We start from the raw sequence: 23708 nt of genomic DNA on the forward strand, positions 1-23708 counted from the left end.
GCGTTACAGCCTGTCGCGGAAAAGTGGGAACCGGTTTTCCGCGTCCCGGACAGGCGACATCATAGCACCAGCCCCGGATCGCGCAGGGATTGCAGGCGCAGCGCCGCGTGGCGCGCGAAGCGCTGGGTCACGGCCTTGCGGCGCGCGGGGGGCAATTTCACCTCGGGCCCCATGCGCAGGATTTCCGCGTCATAGGCATCGGCGATGATGAGCCCGGTGCCATCGGGCAGGAGATCGGTCGGAAAGCCGTCGTCCACGGCCCAGAAATAGCGGTCGCCCCATTCCAGATACCCTTCCCACTTGGCGTCCGAGGTGAAATCGGCGCGGGAGGATTTGCATTCGATCACCCACAGCTCACCCCTTGGCCCAAGCGCCATCACATCCAGCCGCTTGCCGCGTTCGGGGGTGAATTCGGGCAGCGTCACGAAATCATGGCTGCGCAGATGCCGACACACGCCCCGCGCCAGAAGCTGGCCGGGGGCAAGCGCGTCGGGGGCATGGGGGGCCGGGTCGAACATGGGCGGAAAGATGGAACATTTGCGGAACAAAGGCAAGGTGGGCGCAGGCCTTGTCAGAATCTGCCATGACCCCTATCTGCGGTGTTGACGGATCTGCTCGTCCCGTGCCTGTGGCAAAATTCCGGTGGCCTTAAGCATTTCCGAGGGAGCTGGCTCTGATCGGATCCTGGTTCGATTACCTGGCGCCCACCTGTATTTACAGGTCCTCGGGAATTGACGCCTCCACGGATGCTGCGGTCCCCGTCACAGGAAAACGCCGCCCTGATCAGGGGCGGCGTTTTTCGTGAGGGCGTGATGGGTCAGCGGCGGCGGTCGTCGGTGCGGACCGGGATCGGGATCGCGTCATAGCTGCGGATCGCGTCGCGCTTGCCGCCCCGATCGTCGTCGTCATCCTCGCCCATGGTCATGATCTTGTAGCCGATCTGGGCCGAGCCGAAGGTGATGGTGCAGAAGACGACCAGCATCAAAAGGGCGATCGGCCCTTCGGCGGTATGGGTCACGAGATGCCAAAGCCCGCCCACGTCGAAGGCCAGAAGCATCCCCACGAAGGCCAGCGCGATGACAAGGCCAAAGGCGGCGTGACGCAGGATGAAGCGGATATGGTCAGGCATGGGCGACTCCTGTTGCTTGGAATGAAGTCTATGCCGCGCCCGGTGCCTTGCAAGGGGGCGCGACATCAGGGTCGCAAGATCGGCGCGCGATTGCCCGAAAATCAGGCAGAGGACAGCGCGAGCCAGCCGATATAGCCCGCATAGACCGCGAGAAAGCCCGCGCCCGCCCCGCGCCCGATCCGCCCCGTGGCAAGGAACAGGAGGAGAAGCGCCACCGATCCCGCGACCAGCGCCAGATCGACGATGGACAGCGCCGCAGGCACGGGGATGGGCACGATCACGGCCGTCAGACCGAGAATGGCCAGGATGTTGAACACGTTCGAGCCAAGGATATTGCCCAGCGCCAGCCCCGCCTCCCCCCGGCGGGCGGCGATGATGGAGGTGGCCAGTTCCGGCAGGGAGGTGCCCACGGCCACCACGGTCAGGCCGATCACGGTTTCGCTGATGCCGATGGCCCGTGCGATGCCGCTTGCCCCCTCGACCAGAAGCCATGCACCCGCGATCAGCGTGGCCAGCCCGCCAAGGATGTAGAGCAGCATCGGGGCCACGCCCATCACGATCTCGGGCACGAGTTCCGCGCTGCCGTCGCGGCCCAGTTGCCGCCAGATATAGAGCGCGAGGGCCGCGAGCAGGATCGCGCCCTCGACCCGGCCCACGGTGACGCCCACAAGGATCACGCCGATGCCCATGATCGTGGCGAGGATGAGCCAGATACGATCCTCCACCCCCGCGGCTTCAGCCGTGACGGGCGCGATCAGGGCGGCAAGCCCGAGGATCAGGAGAATATTGGCGATGTTGGAGCCCAGGACATTGCCGATGGCGATGCCCGGCGCACCGGCAAGCGCGGCAGAGACCGAGGTCAGCATCTCGGGCATGGAGGTGCCGAAGCCCAGAACCACCGCGCCCACGACCGCCATGGGAAGCCGCATCCGTGTGGCCAGCGCCACACCGCCGCGCACCAACCCCTCGCCCCCGCCCAGAAGGAGCGCGAGGCCGATCACCACCATCAAGATATCCATCCGTCCCTCGCGACCGGGCGGCGGCGCCATGCTTGCGCGGCCTGTCCCCTCGGCTCAGGTGGGGGGAGGCAGGGGTCACGGCAAGCCCCCGTGGCGGTGATTTCGCGGGCCGGTCAGGCCGGGGCGTGGCGCGGTCACGGGCGGTCTGTCGGGGTGCCAACCGCGCCCCCGTTGCGGGCAACAGGCGCTAGAGCGCGTCGCGTTCATGCGCAGTCACGCATCGCCCTCCAACCTTTTGATGTCGCATGTCCGGGGCGCGTAAAACCGGTTCCCACTTTTGCGCGACAGGCTCTAGCGCCCCGCCTCCGGCCCCGCACGGGTCAGAAGGGTCACGGCGGCCCCGCGAAACACGGCAGTCCGCATGGGAGAGAACCCGAAGCGCCCGGCCACGCGGCGCGAGACGACATGCCCCTCTTCGATCATGCAGACAAGGCGCGCGGCCCCGAATGCCCTGTCGGCCCAGCCCAACATGGCAGCCACGCCTTCGGTCGCGATCCCCCGACCCCAGGCCGGGCGCGACAGGACCCAGCCCGCTTCGGGCCAATCGTCGAAATCCGGGCCGAGATCGCGACCGAACCGCGCCAGCCCCATCTCGCCCAGAAAGGTGCCGGTTTCCCGATCCTCCACCGCCCAGTAGCCATGCCCATGGGCGGGCCACATCGCGCGGTAGCGGTCCAGCCGCGCCGCAATCTCGTCCGGCGCAAAGGGCCTGCCGCCGATGAAGCGCACGACGTCCGGATCGGACCACATCGTGACCATCGCGGGCAGGTCGCCGTCGTGATGGGGGCGCAGGCGGAGCCGCGCGGTGTCGATCACCGGGGCTGTGGCGGCCAAGTCAGAACGCCTCGGGCTTTGCCTCGCGCGCCATGTGGTCGAGCACGGCATTGACGAATTTCGGCTCTTTCCCCTCGGGGAAAAAGGCGCGGGCGACATCGACATATTCGCTGATCACGACCTTGGGGGGGGCGTCGCCCGCCACAAGCTCGGCCCCGGCGGCGCGAAAGAGCGCGCGCAGCGTGGGATCGATGCGATGGATGGGCCATTTCGCCACCAGCGCGCGGTCGGTCATCTGGTCGATCTTCGCCTGCCAGGTCACCGCATCCTCGAGCGTCTTGGCGAAGAGATCGGGATCGCCCTCGGCCATCTCCTCGCCCTCGTAGATCGCGCCGAAGCGGTGCGTCTCGAATTCGCGGCGCACCACCTGCCGGGTCTGGCCCGAGGCCTCCATCTGGAAGAGCGCCTGCACGGCATAGAGCCGCGCTGCCGATTTCATCTGGCGGCGTTCCTCGCGCGTGGGGGGTTTGGGCTGGCGCGGGGTCGGATCGGGATCGTCGGTCATGCCGTGGTCGGGCCTTTCGTATCGCCCGCGACCTCGATCACATCGGGGCGGGGCTTGAAACCGACGCCGCCTTTAGGCTGGCCGAACCGGCGCGTCAACGCGATGAGGTAGAGGGCCGCCGCCGCCGCCCCGCCCGCGGTGTTCAGCCGCGCGGCATCGGCGCGTTCCTCGGCCTGTTCGCGGTTTTCCACGGTGATGATGCCGTTGCCGATGCAGACCCCCTGCATCCCCAGAAGCGTCAGCGCGCGGCTGCTTTCGTTCACGACCACGTCGTAATGGCTGGTCGCGCCCCGGATCACGCAGCCCAGCGCGACGAAGCCGTCGAAATTCGACAGGCGGTGCGCGATGCCGATGGCGGTCGGGATTTCGAGCGAGCCCGGCACCTCGATCGTTTCATGGGTGGCGCCCGCCTGATCCAGCACGGCGCGCGCGGCATCAAGCTGGGCCTTGGCGATGGCGGTGTAATAGGGGGCGATGACGATGGCGATCTTGACCGGTTTGTCGAAGGCGGGCAGGCCCATGTCGTTGTCGGAATGTCCGGCCATCATCCAAGCTCCGAGATCTTGCGGGTTCCGGTGATCGAGAGGCCGTAAGCCTCGAGACCCACGACACGCGGTTTGGGCGAATTGGTGAGAAGGATCATCTCGCTGATGCCCAAGGACGACAGGATCTGCGCGCCCAGACCGTATTGGCGCAGGATCTGGGGGCTGACCTCGTCGCCCACGGCAAGCTTCATGGTCAGGTCGCGCAAGAGGACCAGGACGCCGCGCCCTTCGGCGGCGATGAGGCGCATCGCATCGCCGAATTCCCCGGCCCGGCCACGGGGGCCCGTGCCTACCACGTCGAGCAGCGGGTCCATCGCATGCATCCGCACCAGAACCGGATCGGGGCCGGAAATGTCGCCCTTGACCAGGACGATATGTTCGGCCCCTTGGGTCTCGTCGGTGTAGATCCGCAGGGTCCAGTCGCCGCCGAATTCGCTGGTGATCGTGCGTTCCTCGCGCAGCTTGACGAGGTTGTCATGCCGACGACGGTAGGAGATCAGGTCGCTGATCGTGCCGATCTTGAGGTTGTGGCGCTGCGCGAAGGCCACGAGGTCAGGCAGCCGCGCCATGGTGCCGTCCTCGTTCATGATCTCGCAGATCACGCCCGAGGGGTTGAGGCCCGCAAGGCGGCTGATGTCGACAGCCGCCTCGGTATGGCCTGCGCGCACGAGCACCCCGCCATCGCGGGCGCGCAGCGGAAAGACATGGCCGGGGGTGGCGATATCGGCGGCCCCCCGGCTGGCATCGATGGCCACCTGCACGGTGCGCGCGCGGTCGGCGGCGGAAATGCCGGTCGTCACCCCCTCGCGCGCCTCGATCGACAGGGTGAAGGCGGTTTCATGCCGCGAGGAATTGTTCGTCGACATGAGCGGCAGGCCCAGCTCGTCGATCCGGGCGCTCGTCATGGACAGGCAGATCAACCCGCGCCCATGGGTCGCCATGAAATTGATCACATCGGGCGTGGCCCATTGCGCGGGGATCACCAGGTCGCCCTCGTTCTCGCGATCCTCGTGATCGACGAGGATGAACATGTGGCCGTTGCGGGCCTCCTCGAGGATTTCCTCGATGGGGGAAATCGCGTCCGACCAGTCGCGCTCGACGGGGCCGGGCTGTTCGTAGGGTTGCGTCATCGTCGTCCTCTTGCCGCATGGCGGGTCTGGCGGCAGATAGCCCGTGCCCGGCAGGGGCGCAATCCGCGCGACCCCTGCAGGGCCGCACATAGACCATGCCCTGCGCGATGACTAGGCCGCGCCCGGTGTCCCGAAGATGACGTCGCGGTCCAGAACGCCGCCAAAGCCCGCGACCGACCCCCAGCCGCGTTCGATGCCCGTGGCCGCCACCAGAACCACGGCATCGGCGGGCAGGCTGTGGCCTGCCATGAGCGCGCGCAGGCTGTCGCGGGTTTCGCGCCAGGGCGCGGTGAAGGCGGGCGCGCGGCCCGCCCCCTCGATCAGCTCGGGCTGGGCGGCCAGAACCGCCTCGGGCGCGGTGGGCGCATAGATGGCGGCAAGCCGGGTCGCCGCCCCGTCAAGCGTGCCAAGCCGTGCGGCGACGGGCGCGGACAGCCGCGTCTCGCCCCGCCGCAGGTCGAGCGCATTGCCCGAAAAGAGAAAGGCCACGATATCCTGCCCCGATGTCGCGCGGATCGTGGCATAGGTCCTGTAGGGCAGGCCCAGCCGCTCGGCGCGCTTCACGCGGAGCCGCACCACCTCCAAGGGCAGGCTGGGCAGAAGCGCCGCGCGCGCCTTGGTCCAGGCCAGCTTGCGAAAGCCGTAGCCCGCCTCCATCGTCGGTCCGCCGTTATGCCCCAGCCCGCTCATGATGCGCCCTCCGTCCTCGCAGGATGGCATCGGGGCTCAGGGGCGTCCAGCGGGATCGCCATGACGGACCGATGCTTCTCTGTTTCGAAAATATCCCCGCCGGAGGCATCCGCAGCCGCCACGGGCGCGCCGTCCGAAAGCTCAGCGCCAATCCTGCAACCGGGCCACGTAACGGGCCAGCGTGTCGATCTCGAGGTTCACGCGGTCCCCCACCTTCGTCTGACCCCAGGTCGTGACGGTCTTGGTGTGCGGGATCAGGTTCACGCCGAAGGTCACGCCCTCGACCTCGTTCACCGTGAGCGAGGTGCCGTTCAGCGCGACCGACCCCTTGGGCGCGATGTAGCGCGCCAAGGCCTCGGGCGCGCGGAAAGTGATGCGGGTGCTGTCGCCCTCGTCCGACATGGCGATGACCTCGGCCAGACCATCGACATGGCCCGACACGATGTGACCGCCCAATTCGTCGCCCACGCGCAGCGAGCGTTCGAGGTTGATCCGGCGGCCCGGGGCCCAATCGGACAGATTGGTCTTGGATACGGTTTCGGCCGAGATATCGACCTCGAACCAATCCTCGCCCAGCGCGGTGGCGGTCAGGCAGACCCCGTCGCAGGCGATGGAGGCGCCGATGGCGATGCCGCTCGTGTCATAGCCCGTGCCGATGCGCGCTTTCAGATCGCCCGCCTGGTGCAGGGCGCGGATCTCGCCCAGATCGGTCACAATTCCGGTGAACATCGCCCTCGCCCCCTGATGGTCTCGACAGTCAGAAACCACGCGCAGGGCCGGCCTTCAAGGGTGCGATACGTCACCCTTGCGCCATCTTTTGGCCCCGTGGCCGCCGCCTTGGCTTGATTTGATCGAGGCATCCCCGCATTTTTCGCGGGCTTTACGAGTGATCCCGATCATGGCCCCCAGCCACGCGACCCGCGTCTTTTTGTTCCTGCAAGGCCCGCACGGGCCGTTTTTCGACCAATTGGGCCGGATGCTGCGGGCGGCGGGCGCGCGGACCTGGCGGGTGGGGTTCAACCGGGGTGACGAGATCTTCTGGTCCGACCGGGCCGGCTATATCGCCCATGTCGACCCGCCCGAGGATTGGGCCCCGCGCGCCGCCCGTCTGATGGATGAAAAGGGCGTCACCGATCTGGTGCTTTACGGCGACACGCGGCCGATCCATGCCGTGGCCATCGCCGCCGCCCGCGCGCGCGGCATCACCGTGCATGTCTTCGAGGAAGGCTATCTGCGCCCCTACTGGATCACCTATGAACGCGGTGGCGCGAACGGGCATTCGCGGATCATGGAGATGTCGGTCGCCCAGATGCGCCAGGCGCTCGAGGGGCTCGATCTCGACCTGCCCGATGCACCCGCGCGCTGGGGCGACATGCGCCAGCACGTCTTTTACGGCGCGCTCTACCATTTCTTCGTCTTTGTCCTGAACCGCGCCTATGCCGGGTTCCGCACCCATCGGGCGCTGAGCGTCGGGCAGGAATTCCGGCTCTACCTGCGGCGGCTGGCGCTGATGCCCCTCCATTGGCTGGATCGCAGCCTGGCGACATGGCGGGTCAAGACCGGCGGCTTTCCCTATCACCTCGCGCTCTTGCAGCTCGAACATGACGCCAGTTTCCGCGACCACGGGCCCTTTGACCGGATGGAGCAATTCCTGTCCGTGCTGATCGAGGGTTTTGCCCGCGGCGCGCCCGCGCATCATCACCTGGTGTTCAAGGCCCATCCGCTGGAGGATGGGCGCACGCCCCTTCGCGCCGATATCCACCGCATCGCCCGCGCCCATGGCGTGGGCGGGCGGGTGCATTACCTGCGCGGCGGCAAGCTCGCGCGGCTCTTGAACGATGCGCGATCGGCCGTGACGGTCAATTCCACCGCCGCCCAACAGGCGCTTTGGCGGGGTCTGCCGCTCAAAGCCTTCGGGCAGGCGGTCTACCTGAAACCCGAATTCGTATCCGACCAGCCGCTGGAGGCGTTTTTCCAGAACCCGACCCGCCCCGACAGCCGCGCCTACCGCGATTACCGGCATTTCCTGCTCGAAACCTCGCAGATCACCGGCAGCTTCTATTCGGCGCGCGGACGGCGGCAATTGCTGCGGCAGGTGGTGGACATGATGCTGTCGCCCGAGGACCCCTACGAGGCGCTTCAGGCGGGCAGACCGGCACCACGGCAACACCTGCGGCTCGTCACCTGAACAAATGCTGGCATCGAAAGTGGAAAATCGATAGATTGACGAAAAAAGAGTACCGAGGCAGTTCAAGGCAACAAGGAGCCACCCCGTGACATCGATGGCTTTTCGCAGCGCGCGCATCGGCGTGCTGTGCGTGCTCGTGACCGCTGTCGGCGCCTGTGGCCTGCTGCCGCGGTCTGGCCCGACGCGCAACGAGATCTTCGCGGGTTCCGTTCAGCGCGAGGGCGATGCATTCGTGGTCGAGGTGAACCAGCGCGTGACGGCGGCAACGGCGGTCGTGCCCGCGCTCGGCTTTCCGCCGGAACTGGTGAATGCGGGCCTGTCGGACAGCGACATCATCCGGCCCGGCGACCGCATTTCCTTTACCATCTATGAAAACGTGACCGACGGGCTTCTGGCCGGTCAGGGCGCATCGGCCGCCCAGATCGAGGAAGTGCAGGTCGACAGCGCGGGCTTCATCTTCATCCCTTATGCGGGGCGCATCCGGGCGGCGGGCAACACGCCCGAGGCGCTGAGGGGCGTCATCACCCGCAACCTCGACGAACAGACGCCCGATCCGCAGATCATCGTGCGCCGCGTGGCGGGCGACGGATCGACCGTGACGGTGACGGGTGTCGTCGGCGGGCAGGGTGTCTATCCGATCGAGCGGCCCACAAGGACGCTGTCGTCGATGCTGGCGGCGGCAGGTGGCGTCACCGTCCCGCCCGAGATCGCACAGGTCACCGTGGTGCGCGGCCATCATCGCGGCACGATCTGGTTCCAGGACCTGTTCCGTGACCCGTCGGTCGATATCGCGCTGCGCGGCGGCGACCGCATCCTTGTCGAAGAGGACGGGCGGTCCTTTACCGCGCTGGGGGCCACGGGGGCGCAGACCATCGTGCCTTTCGAAAGCCAGGTGATCTCGGCGATCGAGGCCATCGCCTCGGTCGGGGGTCTGAACCCGCTTCTGGCCGACCCCACGGGCGTTTTCGTGCTGCGCAACGAACCGCAGGAAATCGCGCGCGCCGTCCTGGGGCGCGACGATCTGATCGGGGCGCAGCGCATGGTCTATGTGCTGGACCTGACCGCGCCCACCGGCATGTTCGAGGCGCGCGATTTCGTTATCCGCGATGCCGATACGGTCTATGTCACCGCCGCCCCGATCACGCAGTGGAACAATGCGATCAGCGCGCTGACCGGCACGCTTGGCGCGGCGCAGACGGTCGGTTCGGCCGCAGGCAATTGATGCGGCCATGGCCAATGCGGGCCAGGCGCGGCGCGGCTATCCCTATACCGCGGGCTTCCTGACCAATGCCCGCCTGCGCCGTATCCTGACATTGTCGGGATACGCGCTGAAGCTGGGCAGGCCCGGACCGCAGGATGACGTTCTGGTCTGGGGCCATTCGCCCTATGCCGCGCGCGGCGAAAGGGTGGCGGCGGCCACCGGCGCTCATGTGGTGCGGGTAGAGGATGCCTTTCTGCGCTCGCTGCATCCCGGGCGGGCGGGCGATCCGCCGCTGGGCCTGGTGATCGACCGGAGCGGCGTGTATTTCGACGCAAGCCGGCCCTCGGACCTGGAAACGCTTCTGGCGACGCATCCGCTGGATGACACGGCCCTTCTGGACCGGGCGCGGGATGCGCTGGCCCGGATCGCAGAGGCGCATCTGACCAAATACGCCGCCGTCGATCCGACGCTGGAGCCGCCGCCGCCCGGTTACGTGCTCTTGATCGACCAGACGCGAGGCGATGCCGCGATCCGGCTGGGCGGGGCCAACGCCCATAGTTTCGCGGAGATGCTGGCCCATGCGCAGGAGGATCACCCCGGCGCGCCCATCGTGATCAAGACCCATCCCGAGACGCAGGCCGGTCACAGGCCCGGCCATTTCGACGCCGCGACCCTGCCCCCCGGCGTCACGCTGGAGGATCGGCCCATCGCGCCTCGTCGGCTCTTCGAGGGCGCGCGCGCGGTCTATTGCGTCACCTCGCTTCTGGGGTTCGAGGCGATTTTCGCGGGCCACAAGCCGGTGGTTTTCGGCCTGCCCTTCTATGCCGGATGGGGTCTGACCGAGGATCGCCGCCTGACGCCCGCGCGCCGCCAGCGTCTGTTGACGCGCGCGCAGATGGCGGCGGCGACCCTGATCCTGCATCCTGTCTGGTATGACCCCTACCGCGACCGGCTCTGCGAGCTGGAGGATGTGATCGGCACGCTCGAGGCGCAGGCGCGCGCCTGGCGGCAGGATCGGGCGGGCCATGTGGCCGTGGGGATGCGGGCCTGGAAACGGCGGCACTTGGTGCAAACTTTCGGGCCTTTGCGGTTCGAAGATGACCCGGTCAAGGCCGCCGCAGATGGCCGCCCGGTCATGGTCTGGGCGGGGCGCGAGACGGGGGGGCTGCGCCGGGCCTGCGAGGGTGCGAAGCGGTCGCTACACAGGGTGGAGGACGGGTTCCTGCGCTCGCGCGGTCTGGGGGCGGAATTGGTGCCGCCCCTGTCGCTCGTTCTGGACGACCTGGGCATCTACTATGACCCGAGCCGCGAAAGCCGTCTGGACCGGCTGATCGCCGAGGCCGCAGGGCTTGACCCCAAGCGGCTGGTCCGCGCCGAAAAGCTGGTGGCGCGGTTGGTGGCGCTGGGGCTCACGAAATACAACCTTGGCGGGGAGGCGCCCGACCTGTCCCTGCCCGAGGGGCGGGAGGTGATCCTCGTGCCCGGGCAGGTGGAGGATGACGCCTCGATCCTTCTGGGCGCGGGGGAGGTGCGGAGCAATGCGGCGCTGCTGGCTGCGGCGCGCGACCTGCATCCCGAGGGGTGGATTGTCTACAAACCGCATCCCGATGTGGTCGCCGGGCTGCGCGCGGGCGCGGTCGAGCCACAGGGGCTTGCCGATGCGGTGGTGTCCAAGGTGGACAGCGCCGCCTTGCTGCCACAGGTGGACCGGGTCGTCACCATGACCTCGGGCCTCGGGTTCGAGGCGCTGCTGAGGGGTGTGCCGGTGACGGTTCTGGGCGCGCCGTTCTACGCCGGTTGGGGGCTGACGCGCGATCTGGGTCCGGTGCCCGCGCATCGGCGGGCGCGGCCCAGCCTTGCGGCGCTCGCCCATGCCTGCCTGATCGCCTATCCGCGCTACCACGATCCGGTCACGGGCCTGCCCTGCCCTGTGGAGGTCGCGGTGGATCGGCTGGCGAGCGGCACGGGGATGCGGGCCGGGGCAGACCTGCGCGCGCTGGCGCTCATCCAGGGGTGGCTTGCGGGGCAAAGCTGGCTCTGGCGGCGGTGAAAGGCCGGAAAACCCGGGTTTTCCCGGTGCGCGCGCGTCAGCGCGACCAGATCGCCAGAACATCGCCGCCGATGTCGCGCGTCTCGCGCAGGCGGAACCTCGGGGCCTCGGCCAAGGCGGCGATGCCCATCGCGCCCACGGCCGGCGTGCCCTCGGCCCCCAGAACCATGCCCGCCTGCATCACCACCAGCTCATCCACCAGGTCGGCGGACAGTAGCCCCGCGGCCAGCATCCCGCCCCCTTCGCAGAAGACCCGCGTGAGGCCCGCAGCCCCCAGGCCCGCCATCACCTGCCCAAGGTCGAGCTGCCCGCCCGGACCGGCGGAAACCTCGATCCGGCGCGCGCCTGCGCTGTCCCAGGCGTTGCGCGCCGCCTCGGGCGCATCGGGGCCATGGCAGAGCCAGACCGGCACCTGCCCCGCGCTGCGCATGAGCGCGCTGTCGAGGGGCAGATCGAGCCTGCGCGACAGGACCACGCGCACGGGTTGATGGGACATGCCAAGCCCCCGCACCGTCAGGCTGGGATCATCGGCGCGCGCCGTGCCCGCGCCCACCAGCACCGCATCATGGCGCGCGCGCATGGCATGGACCTGCCGCCGCGCCTCGGCCCCCGTGATCCATTGGCTTTCGCCGGTCGCGGTGGCGATGCGGCCATCGGCGGAACTGGCCAGTTTCAGGGTGAGCATGGGCCGCCCCTGCCCGATGCGGGTCAGAAAGCCGCGATGGAGCTCTGCCGCCTCGTCGGCGCAGATGCCGGTGACGACCTCGAGCCCCGCCTGGCGCAGCGTCTCGAGCCCACGGCCCGCCACGCGGGGATCGGGATCGCCCATGGCCACGACGACCCGCGCGATGCCCGCCGCGACCAGCGCATGCGAACAGGGCGGTGTCAGGCCGTGATGGTTGCAGGGTTCAAGACTGACATAGGCCGTGGCCCCGCGCGCCGCCGCCCCGGCCTGGGCCAGCGCCACGGTTTCGGCATGGGGCCGCCCGCCCGGTTGCGTCCAGCCCCGGCCCAGAACGCGCCCGCCCGCCACGATCACGCAGCCGACCGCAGGGTTGGGCCAGACCCGGCCCAGACCCCGCGCGCCGAGGTTCAGCGCCAGCCGCATGAAGCGGGCGTCCGCGGTGGACGCCATGGATCAGCTTTCGGACTTGGGTTGAGGCGGTGCCAGCTCGGCCAGGAAATCCTCGAAATCGTCCGTCGCCTGGAAATTCTTGTAGACGCTGGCAAAGCGGACATAGGCGACCGTGTCGATGGCGGCGAGCCGCTCCATCACGATCTCGCCGATCTGTTTCGAGGAGATGTCGGTTTCGCCCATGCTTTCGAGACGGCGCACGATGCCCGAGACCATCTGGTCGATCCGTTCGGGTTCGATCGGGCGTTTCTGCAGCGCGATGCGCACCGAGCGTTCCAGCTTGTCGCGGTCGAAATCCTCGCGGCGGCCATTGGATTTGACCACCACCAGGTCGCGCAGCTGCACGCGCTCATAGGTGGTGAAGCGCCCGCCACAGGCCGGGCAGAAGCGGCGCCGCCGGATGGCGACATGATCCTCGGCCGGACGGCTGTCCTTGACCTGCGTATCGACATTTCCACAAAACGGGCAGCGCATCGGCCTCCCCCTCTCTCGTCCCTCGGGCGGCCCGCCATGGCCTGCCCCTGCCTCATCCATGGGGTCTGGTGCCCCTGTTATCCACAGGCACTATAGGCGAGCCGTCAAGTATTGGGTAGATGGCAATTCACGCCCACAGGATGTGGGGCTTGCATGCCTCACCCCATGGGTTGGAACAGCGCGGCCACCCGGCGGCGATGGGGCGCAAGCCGATGTTCCACAAGATAAATCCCCTGCCATGTGCCCAGCCGCATCCGCCCGCCCGCAACCGGGATCTGCAGGCTGACGGGCAGAAGTGCGGCCTTGATATGGGCGGGCATGTCGTCGGGCCCCTCGGCCACGTGGCGCAACCAGGACATCGCGGGGTGATCGGCGGGCGGCACCTGGCGGCCCAGCCAGTCGATCAGATCCTCCTGCACCTCGGGATCGGCGTTTTCCTGGATCAGCAGGCTGGCCGAGGTGTGGCGGATCATCAGCGTCACAAGCCCGTCGCCCGACCGCGCCAGCCAGCGCGCCACATCGGCGGTGAACTCGACCATGCCGGGGCCATGGGTGTCGATCACGAATTCGGTCTGCATCCCGCCTCCTCCAGCGCGGCGCGGCCCGTCTCGGACAAGGCATAGATGCCCGTGCCCTGTTTCTCGAACCAGCCGTAGTGATTGTCGCGCATCAGCGTCGTGGCGCGCGCCACACCGGTCGCGGCCTTGACCGCCGCGCCGCGCGACGGACCCGCCCCCAACAGGTGCCGCGCGCAGGCGATGGCATCCTGCCTGTAGGCGGTCATCCTTTGGCCGTTGGTGCCGCCCATGTTCGGGTCGCCCTGCCGCTTTGCAAATTCCTGCATCAGGGCGCGCTGGCGCGGGGCGGATTTGCGCGGCGCATAGGGGCCGGGGTCGCAGGCGATCTCGACCTGCCCATCGGACAGGCGCACCACCATCAGCCCCAGACCCAGCCGCCGGGCAAGCCGCGTATTCTCGCCCAGCGCCTTGAGCCAGCGCCGCCCCGTGCCGCGCGGCACCGCCAGATAGACCCGGTCGCTGACGGACAACCGCGCGACGCCCTGGTGGAACAGCGCCAGCGAAAAGGCGGTTTTCAGCTCGACGATCACCGGATCCTCGCCCGCGCGCAGCGCCACGACATCGGCGGGCCCGATCTCGGCCTTGACCTCGTAGCCCGCGGCTTCGAGAAACGCCTTGACGGGCGGGTAGAGCGCGGTTTCGTGCAAGACTTGCCCCCTCCGGTCCGGTCTGGTGCCGGGTCCGCCCATCCTGCCCCCCGACGCGGGCCGCGACAAGCGGGGGGTTATCGGCCCATGCCGATTCCCGGCTTGACTCCGGCAGGTCGCCCCCGTATCCCCCGCCCAGATTTGCGGGCGTGGGCCATGCCACACGCCCTTTCCGTTTCTGAGCTGTCGAGGATCACCCCATGTCGCGCGTCTGCGAATTGACCGGCAAAGGCCCGATGACTGGCAACAATGTCAGCCATGCCAACAACAAGACCCGCCGCCGTTTCCTGCCCAACCTGACCGATGTCACGCTGGGTTCGGACATCCTGAACCGCAGCTTCAAGCTGCGCATCTCGAACGCGGCGCTGCGCACGGTCGACCATCGTGGCGGCCTCGACGCGTTCATGGCGAAAGCCAAGGATGCCGAGCTGTCCGACAAGGCGCTCAAGATCAAGAAAGAGATCGAAAAGGCACAGGCCGCACAGGCCTGATCCTTCCGACCGACCCATGTGTCGAGGCGCCCCGCGGCATCGCCCGCCGGGGCGTTTTCCGTTTTGTGTCCCCCTCCGGCCCAGTAGCAGGATTGCCGCGCCCCGCGCGCGGTCTATGCTCGGCTCGTGAACACAACCGAGGGAGGGCAACATGCCGGATGGAAGCAAATCCCCGTCGCGTCGCAGCGTCGTGGTTTCCGAGTTTACCAACAGCGTTCTGGACCCCAACGAACCCATGCTGGGGCCGGTGGAAAACGGCGGAACGATCATCGCCAATACCGCGCCGGGCTGCTGGGGCCCGATGATCACGCCCCGCCTGCGCGGCGGTCACGAGGTGACGCGGCCCGTTTTCGTGCAAGGGGCCGAAGTGGGCGATGCAGTCGCGATCCGCATCCGCGACATCACCGTGACCTCGGTGGCCACCGCCTCGGGGCATGACAGCTCGCCCGAGGGATTTTGCCTTGGCGACCCCTATGTCGCCGCGCGCTGTCCGGTCTGCGACACGACCTGGCCCGAAACCCATGTGGAGGGAATCGGTCAGGATGCGGTCAAATGCGATGCCTGCGGGAATGCGGTCAAACCCTTCGAGATCGTGCACGGCTACACCGTCACCTTCGACGAGACCCGCGCCGTGGGCCTGACCCTGCCGCAAGCCGCCGCCGAAACCATCGCGCGCGATGCCGACCATTACGCGGCCCTGCCCGACCAGAGCCGCCAGCATTCCATCCTGACCTTCGCCCCCTCCGACATGCCGGGCACGCTTGTGCGGATGCGGCCCTTCATGGGGCAGCTGGGGACCTGCCCCTCCATGGCCATGCCCGACAGCCACAATGCGGGGGATTTCGGGGCTTTCCTCGTGGGGGCGCCGCATGATTACGCGATCACCGCCGAGCAGCTGGCCGAGCACAAGACCGACGGCCACATGGATATCGACGCGGTGCGCGCGGGCGCGATCATCGTCTGCCCGGTCAAGGTGCCGGGCGCGGGCGTCTACATGGGCGACATGCATGCAGGCCAGGGTGACGGGGAAATCGCCGGTCACACGATGGATGTGGCGGGCAGCGTGACGCTGCAGGTCGAGGTGGTGAAGGATTACCCCATCGACGGCCCCGTCCTGTTCCCGCTGGTCGAGGATCTGCCGCCCCTTGCCCGCCCCTTCACCGAGGCCGAGATGGCCAAGGGCCGCCGCCTTGCCGCGAAATGGGGCGTGACCGAGATCGAGGCGCTGGCCCCGGTTTCCGTGATCGGCACGGCCGCCAATCTCAACGCGGCCATCGACAACGGCCTTGCGCGGGCCGCGACCCTTCTGGGGATGAGCGTGGCCGAGGTGCGCAACCGCGCCACCGTCAATGGCGCGATCGAGATCGGGCGCGCGCCGGGCGTGATCCAGGTGACCTTCCTTGCGCCGCTGGCAAAGCTTGATGCCGTGGGCCTTGGCGATTTCGCGCGGGAACAATACGGGCTCTGACGCCCCAAGGGCTGCGGGCCTGTCCGGTCCGCCGCCTCAGATCGGGGGGGCGGCGCGTTCGGTGACCAACCTGCGCGCCGTCACCCTTTCGCGGTGGATCATGTAAAGCCCCGCCGCGATGATGATCGCGATGCCCGCCAGCGCCAGCGCATTGGGAAAATCGGCAAAGATCAGGTAGCCCAACAGCGTCGCCACCGGCAGTTCGAAATATTGCAGCGGCGCCAGCGTGGCCGAAGGCGCCAGCGACAGCGCATAGGTCATCATCATGTGGCTGAGCGCCGCAAAGAACCCCACCCCGATGAGCCAGGCCCAGGCCATTCCCTGCGGCCGGACCGGGTCGAGCATGGCCGACCCCGTGCCATCGGCAAGCCACAGGATCGGCAGGCAGATCAGGCTTGCGATCAGCCCGGTGTGGAATTGCAGCGCCACGGGATGGACCCGCCGCGACAGCCCCCGCGTGACGAGGATGTAGAAGGCGAAAAAGACCGCCGTCCCCAGCGGCAACAGCGCCACCGCGCCAAAGGCCGCGAAACTTGGCTGGATGACGAAGAGCACGCCCAGAAACCCCACGAGCGCCGCCCCCACCCGGCGCGGACCCACATCCTCGCCCAGGTAGAACTTGCCCACCAAAAGCACGATGAAGGGCGAGACGAAGGCGATGGCCAGCGCATCGGCAAGCGGCATCACCGCAATCGCCGCGATGAAGCAAAAGGTCGCCACCATCAGGAACACGGCGCGCAGGGCCAGCGCCGACCATTGCGCACGCGCCACCCGGAACGACAGGCCCATCAGGGGCACAAGCGGGGCCATCAGCGCGCATTGCACGACAAACCGCGCCGCCGTGACCTGGCCCACCGGGACGCTGTCCGAGGCCAGTTTCGCCGCCACGTCCAGAAGCGGCGCGGTCACGCAAAAGCCCAGCATGAGGGCCACACCGGCAAGGATGCGATCTGGGGCGGGCGTGTCGGGGGCATGGGTCATGGCCGGATCGGTAGAACCTCCCCCGCCCCGCGTCCATCCCTCCTTCGTCGGTCGCTCCCTCCCTTGACGGTGCCGCGCGGGCTGGCATCTTGCGTCCCGCGACAGGGGCGTCCGGGCGACCGGGCTGAGAAGCACCCTTTGAACCTGAACCAGATCATGCTGGCGTAGGGAGTCCGCTGCGGGTGCATCCCCTGGGGTCCGGTCATGGCCCCTCGCGCACCCGCTCCGGCCCTCCCACACTGGCGGGAGGATGACCGAGAATGGACACCACAGGACTCTATCTCGCGGGGATGCGGCAATCGCCCCCGCTGGTGCATTGCATCACCAATTACGTCGCCATGAACATCATGGCCAATGTGCTTCTGGCGGTGGGCGCCTCCCCCGCCATGGTCCATGCGCGCGAGGAAGTGGCGGATTTCGCGGGGCTCGCGCAGACGCTCTCGGTCAATATCGGCACGCTCGATCCGGCATGGGCCGAGGCGATGGTGACGGCGGCGGGCGTGATGCGGGCCAATGGCCGCCCCTGGGTGCTCGACCCCGTGGGTGTCGGCGCGACGCGCTTCCGGCAGGAGGTTTGCGCCGATCTGCTCAAGGAAAAGCCGACAGTGATCCGGGGCAATGCCTCCGAAATCCTCGCCCTTGCGGGGGCGGGGGCCAAGGGGCGCGGCGCGGATGCCGCCGATCCCGTCGAGGCGGCCGAGGACGCCGCCCGCGATCTGGCCCAGCGCACCGGCGCGGTCGTGGCCGTCTCGGGTGCCGTCGATTACGTCACCGATGGCAGCGCGGCCTACCGGGTCGCCAATGGCGATGCCCTGATGCCGCGTGTCACGGCCTTGGGCTGTTCGCTGAACGGCGTGATCGCGGCCTTTCTGCCGGGCCAGCCCGCCCTGCAAGCGACCGTCGCGGCGCTCGCCCTTTACGGGCTTGCGGGCGAAAGGGCCGCCCAGAGCGCCAAGGGGCCGGGCAGTTTCCAGACCGCGTTTCTGGACGCGCTCGCCGCCCTCACCCCCGAGACGCTCACGACCGGCGCAAGGGTCAGCCGCGCATGATGGGCCCGGTCTATGCCATCACCGATCCGCATGCGCCCCTGCCCGTCGCCGACCAGGTGCTGGCCGCAGCCCGGGGCGGCGCAAGCCTGATCCAGATCCGCGACAAGAGCGCCCCCGATGCCGATCTCGCGGCGCTGGTCACGCGGCTTTTGCCGCAGGTGGCAAGCCTTGGCGCGCGGCTCATCGTCAATGACCGGGTCGAGGTCGCCATCGCCACCGGCGCGCATGGCCTGCATGTGGGCCAGGGCGACGGGGATGCGACGGCGATCCGCCGCCGCCTGCCCAAGGGCATGATCCTTGGCCTCTCGGTCGAAACCATCGCGCAGGCGGGGCGCGTGCCCCGGGGCGTCGATTACATCGGCGCGGGGCCTGTCCGCGCCACAGCGACCAAACCCGACCATGCAGCCCCCATCGGCTTTGCGGGTCTTGCCGCCATCGTCGCGGCGACGGGCCTGCCCACCTATGCCATCGGCGGGCTGGCCCATGGCGATGCGAGCGCGGTCAAGGGGGCCGGGGCCATCGGCATGGCCGTGGTCAGCGCCATCACCCGCGCCCCCGATCCGGAGGCGGCCACGGCGGCCCTCGTCGCGGAATGGAGGGCGGCATGATCCCCAATATCCTGTCCATCGCAGGCTCCGACCCATCGGGCGGGGCCGGGATACAGGCCGATATCAAGGCGATCTCGGCCAATGGCGGCTATGCGATGGCCGCGATCACGGCGCTCACCGCGCAAAACACCCAAGGCGTCAGCGGGGTCCGGATGATCGACCCCGCTTTCGTCGCGGCCCAGATCGCCAGCCTGCGCGACGATATCCGCATCGACGCGGTCAAGATCGGCATGCTGGGCACGGCCGCCATGGTCGACACGGTTCTGGGGGCGCTTGACGGGCTGTCTGCCCCCATCGTGCTCGACCCGGTGATGGTGGCCAAAAGCGGCGACCGCCTGTTGCAGGCCGATGCCGTGGCGGCGCTGCGCGCGGGGCTGGCGCGGGCCACGATCCTCACGCCCAACTTGCCCGAAGCCGCCGACCTGCTCGACCGCCCCGAGGCGGACAGCGCCCCCGCGATGGAGGATCAGGCGACAGCCCTGCTGGCGCTGGGGCCAAAGGCGGTGCTGCTCAAGGGCGGGCATCTGCCGGGCGGCGCATGCCCCGATCTGCTCGCGACGGCTGAGGGCCTGACCTGGCTGCCCGGTCCCCGCCATGCCACGCGCAAGACCCATGGCACGGGCTGCACGCTGTCTTCTGCGCTGGCGACGCTCCTGGGGCGCGGCCTGCCCCTGCCCGAGGCGGCGCTTGGGGCCAAGACCTATGTCGCCCGCGCCATCGCCCGCGCCGATGCGCTGAGTGTCGGCAAGGGGCACGGCCCCACCCACCATTTCCACTCTTTCTTCGAGGACCCCCAATCATGACCCGACCGCTTTCCGATCTCACCGTCCTTGTCACCGGCGCGGGCCGGGGCCTTGGGGCCGCCATCGCCACGGCCTTTGCCCATCACGGCGCGCGGGTGGCGATCAACTACCGCAACAGCCGGACCGAGGCGGAGGCGCTGGCCGAAACCCTCGGGCCCCGCGCGGCGGCCTTTCAGGCCGATGTGACCGATGCGGGCGCCGTCACAGCCATGGTCGCGGAAATCACCGCGCGCTTCGGCACGCCTGATGTGCTCGTCCATAACGCGCTGGCCGATTTCTCCTTCAACGGGGAGGCGCGCAGCCATCTGGACCAGCTCACCTGGGCCGAGATCGCGGCGCAGGCCGAAACCGCCCTGGGCGGCGCGCTCACCTGCATCCAGGCCCTCAGACCGCATTTCGCCCAGCAAGGCTTTGGCCGGGTCATCACCATCGGCACCAACCTGTTCCAGAACCCGGTCGTGCCCTACCACGATTACACCGCCGCCAAGGGCGCGCTTCTGGCGCTCACCCGGACAGCGGCCAAGGAACTGGGGCCCTTGGGCGTGACGGTCAACATGGTCTCGGGCGGGCTCTTGCGCACCACCGATGCCAGCCGCGCCACGCCCGAGGCGGTCTTTGACATCGTGGCGGGCCAGACGCCGCTTGGACATGTCACGACGCCCGCCGAGATGGCCGATGCGGTGCTTTTCTTCGCCTCGCCCTGGGCGCGGGCGGTGACGGGGCAGAACCTGGTCGTGGATGGCGGCCTCGTCTTTGGCTGAGGCAGAGGTCCGGCGCGCGCGGCCCGCCCGCGACCGCGCCGGACCACCTGTCGTTTTGTCGCGTTCCCCCAAGGGGAAGCTTTCGCGCAGATAGCGCCCATGACCCGCCTGCGCGCCCTTTTCCTGCCCCCGCTGATCCTCGTGCTGGTGCTGACCGGCATCGGGCTGGGGATGGCGCGCGGCGCGATGGCCGCCGACCGGCAGCTCTGCTCGGTCACGGGGCCCACGCCCGTGGTTCTGGCCCATGACGGCCTGCCGCTCTTTGATGCCGATGGCGCGCCGGTCACGCTCGACCGGGACATCTGCCTCGATTGCGTGATCACCGCAGGCCATCTGCCGCCCGCCCCCGCCACGCCGGTTCCCCCCGGAACCTGCCGCGCGGCGGCCCTGATCCCCCATATCTCCGACTGGATGCCGACCGGGGCCAGCCCCGGCGGTCAGGCCCGCGCCCCGCCCGTCCCGGCGTGACGCGATCCCCTGACCTTTCCCATCCTCATCCAGACCGGAGACCGGACCCATGTCCTTCAAATCCATCCTGTTCGCAGGCGCGCTTGCCGCCCTGCCCAACCTGTCCCTCGCCCAAGTGCAGGTGACCGACCCCTATGCCCGCGCCGCCAGCCCGATGGCGATCTCGGGCGCGGCCTTCATGGCCGTGACGAACACCGGCGACAGCGATGACCGCCTCGTCGGCGTGACCTCCGACATCGCGGACCGCGTCGAATTGCACACCCATATCCAGAACGCGGATGGCGTGATGCGGATGGTCGAGCTGGAAGACGGCATTCCGCTTCCCGCAGGCGAAACCGTGCTTCTGGAACGCGGCGGCCTGCATGTGATGTTGCTTGGCCTGCGCCAGCCGCTTGCCCATGGCGACGAGATCACCGTGACGCTCGAATTCGAAACCGCAGCCCCCCTGACCGTGACCGTGCCCGTCGATCTCGACCGCATGCCCGCCCATGGCGGCGGCATGCAGCACGGCCAGGGCCATGGTCAGGGCCACGGCCACGGCGGCTGAGACCGAACAGGGGCACCGACCTCCTCCCTTGTCCGGCGCCCCCTTTTGCGCCCGCCTGTTTCCTCCGACAGGCGGGCGCGTTTTTTCGAGCCCGCTCCAGAGCATGTCGCCCAAAAGTGGGAACCGGTTTTGCGCTCCCCGGACATGCGGACTCAGAAAGCATGTCGCCCAAAAGTGGGAACCGGTTTTGCGCTCCCCGGACATGCGACATCAAAAGGTTGGAGTGCGGCGCGTGACTGCGAAGGAACGCGACGCGCTCTAACCGCCCAGAACCTCCGCGACCCAGGCGGGAACGCTGCGGGTCGCGGGCCCGGTGATGACCCGGTCGAACCGTCCCGGCGCGGAAGGCTCCAGGTTGATCTCCAGCGTTTCGGCCCCGAAACCCGCCGCCTCCTCGACGAAACCGGCCGCCGGATAGACCTCGCCCGAGGTGCCGATGGCGACGAAAAGATCACAGGCCGCCAAGGCCTCGGCGATGCGGTCCATGTGATAGGGATATTCCCCGAACCAGACGATATCGGGCCGCGTCATCCGTTCCCCGCAGGCGGGGCAGGCATCGTCCCGTCCCATCACGCGCGGTGCCTCCCAGCGATGATCGCAGGCCGCACAAAGCGCGCGGGTGATCTGGCCATGCATGTGGATGACCTCGCGCGCGCCGCCGCGTTCATGCAGATCGTCGACATTCTGCGTGACCAGCGTCACGCCCGCCCGCGCGCCCTGCAACCGGGCCAGCGCGCGATGCGCGGCATTCGGCGCGGCATCCAGCGCATTGGCCCGGCGCGCATTGTAGAACGCATGGACCAGCGCGGGGTTGCGCGCAAAGCCTTGCGGGGTGGCGACCTCCGACAGGTCGTAACGCGTCCAGAGCCCATCCTTGTCACGAAAGGTGCCAAGCCCGCTTTCCGCCGAAATCCCCGCCCCGGTCAGGATGACGATCCGCATCAGCCCCCCTGCCCCCCGATGGTCCGGGCGGGGCTGGCCAGAGGCTGCGGCGAGAGGCTAAAGGTCTTGCGGTTCATGCGGCAGCCCCAAAGGTCCCGATCCGATGCCCCATCCCACCCGCATCCTCTGCGTCTGTCTAGGCAATATCTGCCGCTCGCCCACCGCCGAGGCCGCCTTGCGCGCCGCCTTGGGCGACGGGGCGCAGGTCGACAGCGCGGGCACGGGCGCGTGGCATGTGGGGGAACCGCCCTATCCGCCGATGCAGGCGGCGGGGCGGCGGCTCGGCCTTGCGATGGCGGATTTGCGCGCGCGGCAGGTGAGCCTCGCCGATTTCCGGCGCTTCGACCTGATCCTGGCCATGGACAGGCAGAACCTGCGCGACCTGCAGGCGCTTGACCCCGGCGGCGGGGCGCGGCTGGCGCTCTACCTCGATCCCCTGGGCGGTGGCGATGTGCCCGACCCGTATTACACCCGCGATTTCGACGGGGTGGCCGCCCAGATCGTGCAGGCGGCGGGGGCTTGGGCGGAAAGCCTTTAGAGCATGTCGCGCAAAAGTGGGAACCGGTTTTGCGCTCCCCGGACATGCGGACTCAGAAAGCATGTCTCGCAAAAACGGGAACCGGTTTTGCGCTCCCCGGACATGCGACATCAAAAGGTTGGAGTGCGGCGCGTGACTGCGAAGGAACGCGACGCGCTCTAGCGGCAGCGCCGGGTCAGGGTTTCAGGACCGGCACATCGCTTCGGCGGTATCGCCGAAATTGCGCCAGGCGCGCCACAATTCCTCGTCGCTGCGGCGGTTGGACTGGCGCACATCCTGCGCGCGCTGGGGGTCCTGGAAAAACCGTGCGCCCGCGCGCATCTGGCCACCGGTGAGGGTCTGTTGCGCCACGCGCCCGATGCAATCGCACAGCGCCCGGCTGGCGGCGGGCCGCCCCGATTGCAGGCATGCGCGTTCGATCACATTGGCCCCGACCGTCTGGGGCGCTGCGATCACGCCCAGCGCGGCCAGCGCAAGGGCGGACAGGATGGACAAGCGTCGGGTCATCTCGGGCCTCGATATCTGAAACTGCCTCGGGGTCGGGTCTTTTGCCCGGTTATCCACCCATTCTGCGCCGAATCGCGCGCCAAGTCCACGCGGATGCGACAGGGTGCCCGGAAGCATGACCCCGCGCCATCGACGGGCCTGGGGTCGGCGATCCAACGGACATTCCAAGCGCTTTATGCCTACCAAGTCCGTTTGCTGCCCGAGCGAAGCACCCAGCGTCACCAAATCGCCGGGCCCGGGGCAGGCCCGTCATGCCGAAGGCATGCTTACAGCTTGATGGCGCGGCCGGCCCTCGGCCCGCTGTTAACGCGCTGGGGGCGCATTTCCGCCGCTGATATAGTTGATTCCGACGTATGCAATCGTGTCACCCTGCCGACCGCCTCAATCGCCGCATCCCCTTCCCCTGCCCCCACCCTTCCG

At 68.6% G+C, this 23708-nt stretch carries 28 protein-coding genes and 1 riboswitch; of the genes, 12 read left to right on the plus strand and 16 right to left on the minus strand.

The features are described from left to right. Positions 1-59: 59 nt before the first annotated feature. The 9 genes from AABA51_RS12530 to AABA51_RS12570 form a co-directional block, all read right to left on the minus strand. Complete coding sequence (locus AABA51_RS12530; protein WP_338272246.1) at positions 60-518, minus strand: MmcB family DNA repair protein; 459 nt, start codon at positions 516-518, stop codon at positions 60-62. Between the two features lie 299 nt (positions 519-817). Next, positions 818-1129: a hypothetical protein gene (locus tag AABA51_RS12535; RefSeq protein ID WP_338272247.1), complete on the minus strand. Its 312-nt coding sequence runs from the start codon at positions 1127-1129 to the stop codon at positions 818-820. Between the two features lie 101 nt (positions 1130-1230). Next, complete coding sequence (locus AABA51_RS12540; RefSeq protein ID WP_338272249.1) at positions 1231-2178, minus strand: calcium/sodium antiporter; 948 nt, start codon at positions 2176-2178, stop codon at positions 1231-1233. A gap of 261 nt (positions 2179-2439) precedes the next feature. After that, the gene (locus tag AABA51_RS12545) at positions 2440-2982 is read right to left on the minus strand and encodes a GNAT family N-acetyltransferase (protein ID WP_338272250.1); all 543 of its coding nucleotides are present in this window, start codon (positions 2980-2982) and stop codon (positions 2440-2442) included. Position 2983: 1 nt separating this feature from the next. Next, entirely contained in the window at positions 2984-3487 is a 504-nt protein-coding gene (gene nusB / locus AABA51_RS12550) for a transcription antitermination factor NusB (protein WP_338272251.1), read from the minus strand. Next, positions 3484-4032, minus strand: coding sequence for a 6,7-dimethyl-8-ribityllumazine synthase (locus AABA51_RS12555; RefSeq protein ID WP_338276578.1), 549 nt, complete (start codon positions 4030-4032; stop codon positions 3484-3486). The genes nusB and AABA51_RS12555 overlap by 4 nt, the downstream gene beginning before the upstream one ends. Then, positions 4032-5162 (minus strand): 3,4-dihydroxy-2-butanone-4-phosphate synthase, encoded by a 1131-nt coding sequence (gene ribB, locus AABA51_RS12560; protein WP_338272252.1) that lies wholly within the window; start codon positions 5160-5162, stop codon positions 4032-4034. Before ribB ends, AABA51_RS12555 begins: the two co-directional genes overlap by 1 nt. A 111-nt stretch (positions 5163-5273) precedes the next feature. Further along, positions 5274-5852, minus strand: coding sequence for a hypothetical protein (locus AABA51_RS12565; RefSeq protein WP_338272253.1), 579 nt, complete (start codon positions 5850-5852; stop codon positions 5274-5276). 141 nt (positions 5853-5993) lie between these two features. Next, a complete protein-coding gene (locus AABA51_RS12570; RefSeq protein WP_338272254.1) occupies positions 5994-6581 on the minus strand; it encodes a riboflavin synthase in 588 nt (195 codons plus the stop codon). Positions 6582-6750: 169 nt separating this feature from the next. Between AABA51_RS12570 and AABA51_RS12575 the strand changes: the two genes are divergently transcribed. From AABA51_RS12575 to AABA51_RS12585, 3 genes are all read left to right on the plus strand, one after another. Beyond that, positions 6751-8040 carry a capsule biosynthesis protein gene (locus tag AABA51_RS12575; protein WP_338272255.1) on the plus strand — a complete coding sequence of 430 codons (1290 nt, stop codon included), beginning with the start codon at positions 6751-6753 and terminating at the stop codon, positions 8038-8040. 94 nt (positions 8041-8134) lie between these two features. After that, positions 8135-9262 carry a polysaccharide biosynthesis/export family protein gene (locus AABA51_RS12580; protein ID WP_338276580.1) on the plus strand — a complete coding sequence of 376 codons (1128 nt, stop codon included), beginning with the start codon at positions 8135-8137 and terminating at the stop codon, positions 9260-9262. A 7-nt stretch (positions 9263-9269) separates the two neighbouring features. After that, complete coding sequence (locus AABA51_RS12585; RefSeq protein ID WP_338272256.1) at positions 9270-11291, plus strand: capsular polysaccharide biosynthesis protein; 2022 nt, start codon at positions 9270-9272, stop codon at positions 11289-11291. A 37-nt stretch (positions 11292-11328) separates the two neighbouring features. On the opposite strand, the gene ribD is transcribed toward AABA51_RS12585, so the two are convergent. From ribD to AABA51_RS12605, 4 genes are all read right to left on the minus strand, one after another. Then, complete coding sequence (gene ribD, locus AABA51_RS12590; protein ID WP_338272257.1) at positions 11329-12426, minus strand: bifunctional diaminohydroxyphosphoribosylaminopyrimidine deaminase/5-amino-6-(5-phosphoribosylamino)uracil reductase RibD; 1098 nt, start codon at positions 12424-12426, stop codon at positions 11329-11331. Between the two features lie 3 nt (positions 12427-12429). Continuing rightward, positions 12430-12900 (minus strand): transcriptional regulator NrdR, encoded by a 471-nt coding sequence (gene nrdR, locus AABA51_RS12595; RefSeq protein WP_338272258.1) that lies wholly within the window; start codon positions 12898-12900, stop codon positions 12430-12432. A 158-nt stretch (positions 12901-13058) separates the two neighbouring features. Next, the gene (locus AABA51_RS12600) at positions 13059-13478 is read right to left on the minus strand and encodes a secondary thiamine-phosphate synthase enzyme YjbQ (RefSeq protein WP_338272259.1); all 420 of its coding nucleotides are present in this window, start codon (positions 13476-13478) and stop codon (positions 13059-13061) included. Continuing rightward, positions 13460-14125, minus strand: coding sequence for a DUF2161 domain-containing phosphodiesterase (locus AABA51_RS12605; protein ID WP_338272260.1), 666 nt, complete (start codon positions 14123-14125; stop codon positions 13460-13462). Before AABA51_RS12605 ends, AABA51_RS12600 begins: the two co-directional genes overlap by 19 nt. 200 nt (positions 14126-14325) lie before the next feature. Here AABA51_RS12605 and rpmB point away from each other — a divergent pair, with 200 nt between their 5' ends. Both rpmB and AABA51_RS12615 read left to right on the plus strand, forming a co-directional pair. Further along, positions 14326-14616: a 50S ribosomal protein L28 gene (rpmB, locus tag AABA51_RS12610; protein ID WP_338272261.1), complete on the plus strand. Its 291-nt coding sequence runs from the start codon at positions 14326-14328 to the stop codon at positions 14614-14616. Positions 14617-14767: 151 nt separating this feature from the next. Continuing rightward, on the plus strand, positions 14768-16084 hold the full coding sequence (locus AABA51_RS12615) for an acetamidase/formamidase family protein (RefSeq protein WP_338272262.1): 1317 nt from the start codon (positions 14768-14770) through the stop codon (positions 16082-16084). A 36-nt stretch (positions 16085-16120) separates the two neighbouring features. Here the strand turns inward: AABA51_RS12615 and AABA51_RS12620 are convergent, their stop codons facing one another. Then, positions 16121-17065: a DMT family transporter gene (locus AABA51_RS12620; RefSeq protein ID WP_338272263.1), complete on the minus strand. Its 945-nt coding sequence runs from the start codon at positions 17063-17065 to the stop codon at positions 16121-16123. Between the two features lie 93 nt (positions 17066-17158). Beyond that, positions 17159-17254, plus strand: a riboswitch (TPP riboswitch). 71 nt (positions 17255-17325) lie between these two features. On the opposite strand from AABA51_RS12620, the gene thiM reads away from it, so the two are divergent. From thiM to AABA51_RS12650, 6 genes are all read left to right on the plus strand, one after another. Continuing rightward, entirely contained in the window at positions 17326-18114 is a 789-nt protein-coding gene (gene thiM / locus AABA51_RS12625; RefSeq protein WP_338272264.1) for a hydroxyethylthiazole kinase, read from the plus strand. Continuing rightward, positions 18114-18722: a thiamine phosphate synthase gene (gene thiE / locus AABA51_RS12630; RefSeq protein WP_338276582.1), complete on the plus strand. Its 609-nt coding sequence runs from the start codon at positions 18114-18116 to the stop codon at positions 18720-18722. Before thiM ends, thiE begins: the two co-directional genes overlap by 1 nt. Then, on the plus strand, positions 18719-19525 hold the full coding sequence (thiD, locus tag AABA51_RS12635) for a bifunctional hydroxymethylpyrimidine kinase/phosphomethylpyrimidine kinase (protein ID WP_338272265.1): 807 nt from the start codon (positions 18719-18721) through the stop codon (positions 19523-19525). The genes thiE and thiD overlap by 4 nt, the downstream gene beginning before the upstream one ends. Then, entirely contained in the window at positions 19522-20286 is a 765-nt protein-coding gene (locus AABA51_RS12640; protein WP_338272266.1) for a 3-oxoacyl-ACP reductase, read from the plus strand. Before thiD ends, AABA51_RS12640 begins: the two co-directional genes overlap by 4 nt. A 99-nt stretch (positions 20287-20385) precedes the next feature. Further along, complete coding sequence (locus tag AABA51_RS12645) at positions 20386-20754, plus strand: hypothetical protein (protein ID WP_338272267.1); 369 nt, start codon at positions 20386-20388, stop codon at positions 20752-20754. A gap of 49 nt (positions 20755-20803) precedes the next feature. Then, a complete protein-coding gene (locus AABA51_RS12650; protein WP_338272268.1) occupies positions 20804-21301 on the plus strand; it encodes a copper chaperone PCu(A)C in 498 nt (165 codons plus the stop codon). 258 nt (positions 21302-21559) lie between these two features. Here the strand turns inward: AABA51_RS12650 and AABA51_RS12655 are convergent, their stop codons facing one another. Continuing rightward, on the minus strand, positions 21560-22243 hold the full coding sequence (locus tag AABA51_RS12655; RefSeq protein WP_425328810.1) for an NAD-dependent deacylase: 684 nt from the start codon (positions 22241-22243) through the stop codon (positions 21560-21562). 103 nt (positions 22244-22346) lie between these two features. Between AABA51_RS12655 and AABA51_RS12660 the strand changes: the two genes are divergently transcribed. Continuing rightward, positions 22347-22781 carry a low molecular weight protein-tyrosine-phosphatase gene (locus AABA51_RS12660; protein WP_338272269.1) on the plus strand — a complete coding sequence of 145 codons (435 nt, stop codon included), beginning with the start codon at positions 22347-22349 and terminating at the stop codon, positions 22779-22781. Positions 22782-22964: 183 nt separating this feature from the next. Here AABA51_RS12660 and AABA51_RS12665 read toward each other — a convergent pair whose 3' ends face one another. Next, entirely contained in the window at positions 22965-23288 is a 324-nt protein-coding gene (locus tag AABA51_RS12665; protein WP_338272270.1) for a hypothetical protein, read from the minus strand. Between the last annotated feature and the right edge of the window lie 420 nt (positions 23289-23708).

It is taken from the genome of Roseicyclus marinus, assembly GCF_036322625.1.
Taxonomy (GTDB): domain Bacteria; phylum Pseudomonadota; class Alphaproteobacteria; order Rhodobacterales; family Rhodobacteraceae; genus Roseicyclus; species Roseicyclus marinus_A.

What these genes read in the sequence shown, in the direction of transcription:
- AABA51_RS12540 (WP_338272249.1), bottom strand. Translation starts at nt 2,178, where the DNA reads ATGGCGCCGCCGCCCGGTCGCGAGGGACGGATGGATATCTTGATGGTG.
- AABA51_RS12640 (WP_338272266.1), top strand. Translation starts at nt 19,522, where the DNA reads ATGACCCGACCGCTTTCCGATCTCACCGTCCTTGTCACCGGCGCGGGC.
- AABA51_RS12600 (WP_338272259.1), bottom strand. Translation starts at nt 13,478, where the DNA reads ATGCAGACCGAATTCGTGATCGACACCCATGGCCCCGGCATGGTCGAG.
- ribD (WP_338272257.1), bottom strand. Translation starts at nt 12,426, where the DNA reads ATGGCGTCCACCGCGGACGCCCGCTTCATGCGGCTGGCGCTGAACCTC.
- AABA51_RS12615 (WP_338272262.1), top strand. Translation starts at nt 14,768, where the DNA reads ATGCCGGATGGAAGCAAATCCCCGTCGCGTCGCAGCGTCGTGGTTTCC.
- thiD (WP_338272265.1), top strand. Translation starts at nt 18,719, where the DNA reads ATGATCCCCAATATCCTGTCCATCGCAGGCTCCGACCCATCGGGCGGG.
- nusB (WP_338272251.1), bottom strand. Translation starts at nt 3,487, where the DNA reads ATGACCGACGATCCCGATCCGACCCCGCGCCAGCCCAAACCCCCCACG.
- AABA51_RS12620 (WP_338272263.1), bottom strand. Translation starts at nt 17,065, where the DNA reads ATGACCCATGCCCCCGACACGCCCGCCCCAGATCGCATCCTTGCCGGT.
- AABA51_RS12645 (WP_338272267.1), top strand. Translation starts at nt 20,386, where the DNA reads ATGACCCGCCTGCGCGCCCTTTTCCTGCCCCCGCTGATCCTCGTGCTG.
- AABA51_RS12665 (WP_338272270.1), bottom strand. Translation starts at nt 23,288, where the DNA reads ATGACCCGACGCTTGTCCATCCTGTCCGCCCTTGCGCTGGCCGCGCTG.
- AABA51_RS12555 (WP_338276578.1), bottom strand. Translation starts at nt 4,032, where the DNA reads ATGGCCGGACATTCCGACAACGACATGGGCCTGCCCGCCTTCGACAAA.
- AABA51_RS12570 (WP_338272254.1), bottom strand. Translation starts at nt 6,581, where the DNA reads ATGTTCACCGGAATTGTGACCGATCTGGGCGAGATCCGCGCCCTGCAC.
- AABA51_RS12650 (WP_338272268.1), top strand. Translation starts at nt 20,804, where the DNA reads ATGTCCTTCAAATCCATCCTGTTCGCAGGCGCGCTTGCCGCCCTGCCC.
- thiM (WP_338272264.1), top strand. Translation starts at nt 17,326, where the DNA reads ATGGACACCACAGGACTCTATCTCGCGGGGATGCGGCAATCGCCCCCG.
- AABA51_RS12580 (WP_338276580.1), top strand. Translation starts at nt 8,135, where the DNA reads ATGGCTTTTCGCAGCGCGCGCATCGGCGTGCTGTGCGTGCTCGTGACC.
- AABA51_RS12660 (WP_338272269.1), top strand. Translation starts at nt 22,347, where the DNA reads ATGCCCCATCCCACCCGCATCCTCTGCGTCTGTCTAGGCAATATCTGC.
- AABA51_RS12535 (WP_338272247.1), bottom strand. Translation starts at nt 1,129, where the DNA reads ATGCCTGACCATATCCGCTTCATCCTGCGTCACGCCGCCTTTGGCCTT.
- rpmB (WP_338272261.1), top strand. Translation starts at nt 14,326, where the DNA reads ATGTCGCGCGTCTGCGAATTGACCGGCAAAGGCCCGATGACTGGCAAC.
- thiE (WP_338276582.1), top strand. Translation starts at nt 18,114, where the DNA reads ATGGGCCCGGTCTATGCCATCACCGATCCGCATGCGCCCCTGCCCGTC.
- AABA51_RS12655 (WP_425328810.1), bottom strand. Translation starts at nt 22,243, where the DNA reads ATGCGGATCGTCATCCTGACCGGGGCGGGGATTTCGGCGGAAAGCGGG.
- AABA51_RS12565 (WP_338272253.1), bottom strand. Translation starts at nt 5,852, where the DNA reads ATGAGCGGGCTGGGGCATAACGGCGGACCGACGATGGAGGCGGGCTAC.
- AABA51_RS12530 (WP_338272246.1), bottom strand. Translation starts at nt 518, where the DNA reads ATGTTCGACCCGGCCCCCCATGCCCCCGACGCGCTTGCCCCCGGCCAG.
- nrdR (WP_338272258.1), bottom strand. Translation starts at nt 12,900, where the DNA reads ATGCGCTGCCCGTTTTGTGGAAATGTCGATACGCAGGTCAAGGACAGC.
- AABA51_RS12575 (WP_338272255.1), top strand. Translation starts at nt 6,751, where the DNA reads ATGGCCCCCAGCCACGCGACCCGCGTCTTTTTGTTCCTGCAAGGCCCG.
- AABA51_RS12585 (WP_338272256.1), top strand. Translation starts at nt 9,270, where the DNA reads ATGGCCAATGCGGGCCAGGCGCGGCGCGGCTATCCCTATACCGCGGGC.
- ribB (WP_338272252.1), bottom strand. Translation starts at nt 5,162, where the DNA reads ATGACGCAACCCTACGAACAGCCCGGCCCCGTCGAGCGCGACTGGTCG.